The 6,935-nt window shown below is 60.9% G+C and carries 12 protein-coding genes; 10 read left to right on the forward strand and 2 right to left on the reverse strand.

Features of this window, described 5'->3' with window-relative positions; translation table 11 throughout:
• Nucleotides 1-39 precede the first annotated feature (39 nt).
• The 4 genes from HNR46_RS19675 (at nt 40) to HNR46_RS19690 (ending at nt 2,079) form a co-directional block, all read left to right on the forward strand.
• Nucleotides 40-1,005, forward strand: a complete 966-nt coding sequence (locus HNR46_RS19675; RefSeq protein WP_184022277.1) for a DUF3150 domain-containing protein — start codon at nt 40-42, stop codon at nt 1,003-1,005.
• 227 nt (nt 1,006-1,232) lie between these two features.
• The gene (locus HNR46_RS19680; protein WP_184022280.1) at nt 1,233-1,622 is read left to right on the forward strand and encodes a DUF1257 domain-containing protein; all 390 of its coding nucleotides are present in this window, start codon (nt 1,233-1,235) and stop codon (nt 1,620-1,622) included.
• A complete protein-coding gene (locus HNR46_RS19685) occupies nt 1,619-1,819 on the forward strand; it encodes a DUF2997 domain-containing protein (RefSeq protein WP_184022283.1) in 201 nt (66 codons plus the stop codon). Before HNR46_RS19680 ends, HNR46_RS19685 begins: the two co-directional genes overlap by 4 nt.
• On the forward strand, nt 1,816-2,079 hold the full coding sequence (locus HNR46_RS19690) for a hypothetical protein (RefSeq protein ID WP_184022286.1): 264 nt from the start codon (nt 1,816-1,818) through the stop codon (nt 2,077-2,079). Before HNR46_RS19685 ends, HNR46_RS19690 begins: the two co-directional genes overlap by 4 nt.
• On the opposite strand, the gene HNR46_RS19695 is transcribed toward HNR46_RS19690, so the two are convergent.
• Nucleotides 2,051-2,320 (reverse strand): helix-turn-helix domain-containing protein, encoded by a 270-nt coding sequence (locus tag HNR46_RS19695; protein ID WP_184022289.1) that lies wholly within the window; start codon nt 2,318-2,320, stop codon nt 2,051-2,053. The genes HNR46_RS19690 and HNR46_RS19695 overlap by 29 nt on opposite strands.
• 97 nt (nt 2,321-2,417) lie before the next feature.
• Here HNR46_RS19695 and HNR46_RS19700 point away from each other — a divergent pair, with 97 nt between their 5' ends.
• The 4 genes from HNR46_RS19700 to HNR46_RS19715 are packed head-to-tail and all read left to right on the forward strand — an operon-like array spanning nt 2,418 to nt 4,791.
• Nucleotides 2,418-2,774, forward strand: a complete 357-nt coding sequence (locus tag HNR46_RS19700) for a hypothetical protein (protein WP_184022293.1) — start codon at nt 2,418-2,420, stop codon at nt 2,772-2,774.
• A gap of 17 nt (nt 2,775-2,791) precedes the next feature.
• On the forward strand, nt 2,792-3,385 hold the full coding sequence (locus HNR46_RS19705) for a hypothetical protein (protein ID WP_184022296.1): 594 nt from the start codon (nt 2,792-2,794) through the stop codon (nt 3,383-3,385).
• A gap of 19 nt (nt 3,386-3,404) precedes the next feature.
• Nucleotides 3,405-3,887 carry a hypothetical protein gene (locus tag HNR46_RS19710; protein ID WP_184022299.1) on the forward strand — a complete coding sequence of 161 codons (483 nt, stop codon included), beginning with the start codon at nt 3,405-3,407 and terminating at the stop codon, nt 3,885-3,887.
• Between the two features lie 16 nt (nt 3,888-3,903).
• A complete protein-coding gene (locus HNR46_RS19715) occupies nt 3,904-4,791 on the forward strand; it encodes a hypothetical protein (protein ID WP_184022302.1) in 888 nt (295 codons plus the stop codon).
• Here HNR46_RS19715 and HNR46_RS19720 read toward each other — a convergent pair.
• Nucleotides 4,775-4,972 (reverse strand): hypothetical protein, encoded by a 198-nt coding sequence (locus HNR46_RS19720; protein ID WP_184022303.1) that lies wholly within the window; start codon nt 4,970-4,972, stop codon nt 4,775-4,777. The genes HNR46_RS19715 and HNR46_RS19720 overlap by 17 nt on opposite strands.
• Nucleotides 4,973-4,992: 20 nt before the next feature.
• On the opposite strand from HNR46_RS19720, the gene HNR46_RS19725 reads away from it, so the two are divergent.
• Entirely contained in the window at nt 4,993-5,199 is a 207-nt protein-coding gene (locus tag HNR46_RS19725) for a hypothetical protein (RefSeq protein WP_184022305.1), read from the forward strand.
• Between the two features lie 131 nt (nt 5,200-5,330).
• Nucleotides 5,331-6,845, forward strand: coding sequence for an AAA family ATPase (locus HNR46_RS19730; protein ID WP_184022307.1), 1,515 nt, complete (start codon nt 5,331-5,333; stop codon nt 6,843-6,845).
• Nucleotides 6,846-6,935 lie beyond the last annotated feature (90 nt).

The raw sequence follows: 6,935 nt of genomic DNA on the forward strand, positions 1-6,935 counted from the left end.
TACCATCTACCACTCCTAGAAGCAGTATGTCGACGGGGAGTGCTTTGTAACACCAGCATCCGCTACTGGCGGGGCTGCAAGCGACTCAAACCGGAAGACCTCGGTCTGGATCCGGATCACGTCTCCGACCGGCTGATCCAGCTCGGTCACAAGCGTCTCGTTCCCCGCGAGGCTCTGCAACCCTTCGCCTTGATCGAAAGCCGGGCCCACTCGATGGTCGAGACGGCGAGCTTCCCGTTCCTCGGCGGCATTGCTCGTTTTGTCCCCAACCCGCGGCTGCTGGCCCTCAGCGACGGCCTCGACCGTTTGCGCGAGGAGTTCCGTCAAGCAACACTCGACTTCGTTGCCGGCTACGGTGACCTGCGTGCGCGGGCGCTGGTCGAGTGGCGCGAGGTGGCGGACCACCTCAATGGCAGTGCCGAGCACCTGTTGGCGACCATCGAACAGTCGTTTCCCCCGGCCGGGGAAATCACCCGCCGGTTCGGGTTCGACACGCGGCTGTTTCAGGTCGCGGCTCCCGAAAATCTGAGGATCGATGTCGCCGAGTCGATCGAACAACTGGAGATTGCCGACGAGCGCCGACGCATTGCGGAGGACGCAGGACGGCGGCTCCAATCCGACCTCGACGGCTTCATCCGCGAGAGTGTGACCACGCTGCGCCAAGAAACGGCCAAGCTCGCAAGCGAAGTGCTTGCCACCATCAACGGTGGCGAGGGCGGCGTGCACCAGCGAACACTCAATCGGCTGACGGGGTTCATCGACCAGTTCCGGTCGCTGAACTTCGCGGGCGACTCACAGCTCGAATCGACGCTCGATCGATTCCGTCGCGACCTGCTCGGCCGCAATGCCGAGGATTACCGAAACACCCCGGGGGCGATGGACTCGCTAACCAATGGCCTCAGCCGCCTGCGCGAGAGCGCGGTGCAGTTGGCGCAGAACGACGCTCGGGATGTCATTTCCCGTTTTGGCCAGTTCGGCGGACGCAAGCTGGCGATCGTCAGTTGAGCCGCCCAAAAACGTAATGGGGGCGTTACTGGCCCTCTACAGCTTACCAGGGGCACACTCTCCCCAGTATGCCGGATTGATCTCCCCCACTCCCACCACCAAGACCGAACTCGACCTAGAAGCACTTTCTCCGCTCCCGACATCCTCCCGAAACCAGCACAAAGGGCTACTCCACAACCGGAGCAGCCCTTTGTGCTCTCCAACCACCAAACCAACCAAACGACATCATGTCCCACTTCACTTCCATTCAGACTGAAATCCGTGACCTCGAGGCGCTGCGCGATGCCTGCGTCGAACTCGACCTCGAGCTTGCGGACAACACGCCCTGCCGCGGCTATGCCGGCATCACCCGGGAAGCCCGTTGCACGATCGTGCTGAAGGGCCCCTACGACATCGCTGTCGATCCGGTGCCCGAGGAACCGGGGCGCTTCGGCCTGACCACCGACTGGTGGGACGGGCATGTCGCGCGCGAGGTCGGTCCGGGATACGGACGACTGCTCCAGAGCTACGGTGTTCACAAAACGCTACGCACTGCCCGCCGCCGTGGCCTGCGCACCTCCTGCCGGGTCGAGGAGGATGGATCCGTTCTCCTCACGCTGGAAGGAGGTACGTTGTGAGCCGTAGCATCCAAGTCCGGGTGTCTCCGACCGGCGACATCGTTGTCGAAGCCATCGGATTTCAGGGCAATGGGTGCGAGGCGGCGACCATGGCGATTGAAGCCGCTCTCGGCAAGACGAGCGGCCGCAAGTTCAAGCCCGAGCACCGGCAGCAATCGTTGGTCGTCCGGCAGATCGTGGAAGGAGGTGGCGCATGATCGCCCCGACCCTCCGGATTGATCCGAGCGGCTGCATCGACTGCCTCTACACCGACGCCATCGATCTTCGTGAGCTCGGACGGCTGACAGTCGTTCGCGCCACCGAGATCACCTTCGATGACGAGTGGCAGGTCTGGGAGGTGCGATCCGTTCCATTCGGAGGTCGGCTCTACTGCGATGCTTCGCGGGACGCCTGCCTCGACTGGGAACGCCAGCATCTGCAACCGGGAGTTACTCCCCCTGCCGCAGCACACGGCTGATCTCCTTGGAGGTCAGCCCTTCCAGCAATCGCTCCACCGAGCACCTGAGCACCTTCGCCATGATCACCAGTTCGGCGTCGGTCACCCGTCGCAGGCCTGCCTCGATCTTGGCGAAGGTCCCACGGCTCACATCCCAGCCCTGTGTCTGACAACGGGCAGCAAAGGTCTCCTGGGACAGCTCCGCTCCCAGGCGCAGTTTCCTGACCCGGGTCCCGACAAGGTTTTGCTGTCCACTCTCCATTGCTCCACTAGCGGAGCTTGACCATAACCACCAAAATTCGATGTATTGCTCCGCTATCGGAACAATCGCACCATTCTCCTCCGACCCTCATCAGCCTATGAAATCAAATTTCTCTGTCCTGCTTCTGGCTGGACTACTCGCCGCCTGCGGCCCCAGCAAGAGCGAGCTTCGCTCAGAACTCCGAGAGATCGAAAGCGAGATGCTCTCAATCGAACTCCAGACTCAGGAGCACCTCGCCCGCATGGACCAGGCCGCCTTCAAGGTCACCACCGGAAGCTTCTCCGCCGGATACGGCCTGACTTCCGGGGAATACGAAACCCTCGATGAGGGCATCGACACGGTGGTCAGTGCCTCCCGGCGATACGATGTTGCCGCCCACTCGATCGAACAGCTCAGCAACCGCTACCGGAAGCTGGAGGCCCGCAGAAACGAGATCCTCGATGAACTCAACTGATCCAACCCCAAGAAGACATGAAACCCCGTGACATCATCGTGCTGCTTTCCTCGTTACTCGTCACCGCCGCAGTTGTGATTACGATTCTGTTGAAGGCACCTCGGAAGGTGTCGACGGAGACGACCGTGAAAGAACCGGCCGCCAATGAATCGGTCGCTGAAGAACCAGTGGCTCAGGAAATGGTCCTCTCTCCGGAACCCGTCGCCCCGAAAGTCTCAGACGATCCACCGACTAGCGCCAATCTCGTGTATACCCTCGACCAGATGGCCTTGGAAGTTCAGGACGAAGAGCCGGATTCCGGGCGGATCCGTAGCATCCATCAGAACGGCCCGAAGAAGGCCGATCGCGTGATCCGAGAAGGGTCATACTACCGAGATGTCTGGATCGTGATCGACAGGGACATGGATCTGCTGGCTACCGACCTGCTGAGCGATCCCGAGTTTCACGCCTACGCCGAAGTCTCGATGTCAGATCAAGAGGCACAGTGGATCCCGATATCGGTCGACGCCTACAACGCGAAGACCGGCTTACTTTACATCCGCACCATCCCGGGTGGCGAGGTCACCGTCCCCCACCGGGGCATGTTCCTGCTCACCCGGGTCGAGAAGTGACAATTCAACATCCCGACCGATGAATCGCACTGATTTGAAACGAAAGGCCTCTGTATTCGGCGACTTTCTCGTCCGCCTCATTCAGGCCTACCCGAGATGGTTCGCTTCCATTCTCTCCGTCGTGGTTTGTTCTGGCGCCGTTTGGAACTATCTTCAGGCTCATCCCCGAGGACCACGGCCGAACCCGCTCATGCAGGCCCACTACGAACGTGAGGCGGTATCAAAGCATGCTCGCGCCCAACGACAGTTCGCAGGCAACCAGCGAGCTATTCAGGAATTCGATGAAGCCTATGAGGTCGCGAAGCTGGTGGTCCACGGTCAGAGTGCGGATGACACGGTGATTCGATTTATCGCCGCCGTGGACAAGACAAACTGGCGAGAATGCAGCTCCGACCTGCGATCCGCTGCCGAGGCGGTCGGCAACATCAAGAACGGCGACACCAACGCCTACGTCGGTCAGACGCTGGAGGCCCTCCTCAAACTCTGTGATCGCTATCGATGACCAACCTCCCTTCTTCATGAAATCACGAGATGTCATCACCCTGCTCTCCTGCCTCCTGACCGGGGCCGTCGCGCTCATCTGGATCCTGATCACCGATCGCCGGAACAATGATCGCGAATCGCCCGTCGAATCTGACACGCTTGAAACAAATCGGTCCGAGCTCCGGGAACCCCATGAGGTCCCGGGACTGGCCGAAAATCCCTTCGTTTCGAAACTGCCGAAGCGGGTTCAGGAAAAAGTAATCGCCGTGGCAGAGGGTCGATCCACTTACCACGGCAAGACCGAGAAGAAGGTCTTCACGATTCTGGAGCCCGGACTCCCTCACCAACTAGCCGATGTTTCCCAACGACCTGACGTGAGGGTCTATGGTCTGATGTACGACCCGAACTTCCTCACGCTGGTCTTCTGGCTGCCTTTCGATTGCGCTCGCTACGATGTGGCTGCCGGGCACTTCGTGGTTCGCGATCCGACTACTGGAGACTTCGGCCAGCTCAAGGATGGGATTCTCTTCGTGACCAACCGGCTGATACCGGGAAGCTACATGGGAGAAGAGCTTCCCGAGCCATCCGGAACGCCCGAATCACCTCCGCGTGAACTCTACACCGGCAAGGGTGAGTATTCCGAAGTTGAGATCATCATCGACACCTCGCTTCCCCGCAAGGACACAAACCTCCAGAACCGGTCGGGGCCAGCACCGGTGGGACACTTTCTCAATCAGGTGGACCACACGGTGATCTCAGCCCCTATCGAGGAGTATGACACCTTCACCGGGAGGATCCTTCTCGTCGACCGAGGACTGGGATTGCGTGAGGTCCCCAAGTCCGGGACCTTCGTCATCAGCATGAGACTTTTGCCCGATCTGATGTTCGGGGAGCATGACTCCTACTTCACCCGCAGACGATGAAGAGTCTCACATGGTTTGCTGCGATGGTCGCCCTACTGATGGTCTCCCGCTCCCGGTGTTCGCCAGCGACGGAGGATACCGGGCAAACATCGCGGTGGCCGACGGGCTTCCGAGTTCCATAAGTGCCAACCATGTGCTCATCAAACGGGTCGAGTTGCTCCTGAAGGATCCGCTCGGACATTGGCTGAAGGCTGATCTCGTTTGCTACGACGCCCACCTCGGCTCGGTGACGATCAGGGAGCCCCGACTGAAAAGGAGATCGAGTTCCGTCACGGGGAGTGGCGCGTCGAATGGACGCGTGCGATCCGCCACGAGAACGTGATCGCATATTTTCCTGCCGAAGCATCTGCCCCCGCTCCGATCTCCGATCCCTGCGACGAATACAATTCGCTCGAAGCCAGTGAATAACGCTGATAGTCTGTGTCTTTCCCGCCCCCCCGCCGCACGCAGACCCCGGTTTCCTCGTGGAGCCGGGGTCTTCTGTTTTTCACCCCGCACCTTCCACACCCCCCAATCCCACTCATTCACCAACTACCCCCATGAATTTCATTTCCCTAATCACCTACCTGCGGGCCGGCTATCCCGGCCTGATCCTGGTGTCTCCAGAAGAAGTACGAGCCGAGGCTGAAGTCGCCGAGGCCTGCGCCGAACTCGACCGTTACCTCCATGCCTGGTCGTCGACCGACGGCCTCGTTGACATCAAGGAATCGCGTGCCTCCCCCTGCTCCGATCCGCTCGAAGCCCTGCAGCTTGTCGAAGGCATCTTCTCAAGCGACTCGCCTCAGGTTGTTCTGTTTCGCGATTTCCAACCGTATTTCGACCAGAACGATCCGCTTCTTGTCCGGCGGATAAAGGACCTGCTGCGGGCCGCCAAGTCCGTTGGTCACGTCCTGATCCTCACCGGCTGTCGCTCGAAGCTGCCCCCGGAACTTGAACATGAGCTGACTCGGATCGAGTTGGCGTTGCCAGACACCCAACAACTCAGTGCGGTTCTCAACGGCATCCTGGGCTCCGGGGGTGACACGTATCCGGCGGACGCCACCCGCGAGGCCGTCCTGCAAGCGGCGCTTGGACTCACCACGATCGAGGCGGAGAATGTCTTTGCCCTGTCGCTGGTCGAGGCCGGGACCATCGATCCCAAGATCGTTGCCCGGGAAAAGGCCAGCCGACTCAAGAGTGGCGGGCTGCTTGAGGTGATCGAAGCCGGCACCGGACTCGATGACATCGGCGGACTCGACGAGCTCAAGCGCTGGCTTTCCGGGCGGCGGCGTGCCTTCGGCACGGCCGCCCGAAGCTACGGGCTCCCCGCGCCCAAAGGCTTGCTGATCGTAGGCATCCCGGGGACCGGCAAGAGCCTGACGGCGAAGGCAGCGGCCGGCGCTCTTCAGCTCCCTCTACTGCGCCTCGACATGGGGCGGGTGTTCGGCGGCATCGTCGGCCAGAGCGAGGCGAACCTGCGCACGGTCATCCAGACGACCGAGGCGATCGCTCCCTGCGTACTGTGGATCGACGAGATCGAGAAAGGCTTTGCCGGGAGTAGCTCCGGCGGCAGCACGGATGGTGGCACCTCGTCCCGGGTGTTCGGATCCTTCCTCAGCTGGATGCAAGAGAAGCAGAAGCCGGTGTTTGTCGTGGCGACGGCCAATGACGTCTCGCAGCTCCCGCCGGAATTCCTGCGCAAGGGACGGTTCGATGAACTGTTCTTTGTCGATCTGCCGGATGCCAGGGAGCGTGCCCACATCTGGGACATCGTGATCGAGCGCCATGGCCGCAATCCCACCGACTTCGATCCAGTGGTGCTTGCTCGTGCCAGTGAGTCATTCACCGGGGCAGAGATCGAGGCGGCGTTCATCGATGCGCTCCACACGGCCTTTGACAACGACCGGGAACCGACGATGGCCGACGTCGGTGAGGCCATGGGCAGGATCGTGCCGCTCGCCCAGCTGATGGACGGGAAGATCGCAGCCTTGCGGCACTGGGCGCAGGGCCGAGCCCGTGGGGCCACTAACCGTCATCTTCCCCGCAAGGGATGCTGCATAAAGACACTGAACTAATTCTACTTCGTTAAATTGCTTGAGGAATGATGCGGGACGTGCATGATGCCTTCGGCTTGAGGGGCTTCGGCCTTGGACAGCGAACCGGAA

Origin of the sequence: Haloferula luteola (genome assembly GCF_014201715.1) — a bacterium.
GTDB classification, from domain to species: Bacteria; Verrucomicrobiota; Verrucomicrobiia; order Verrucomicrobiales; family Akkermansiaceae; genus Haloferula; species Haloferula luteola.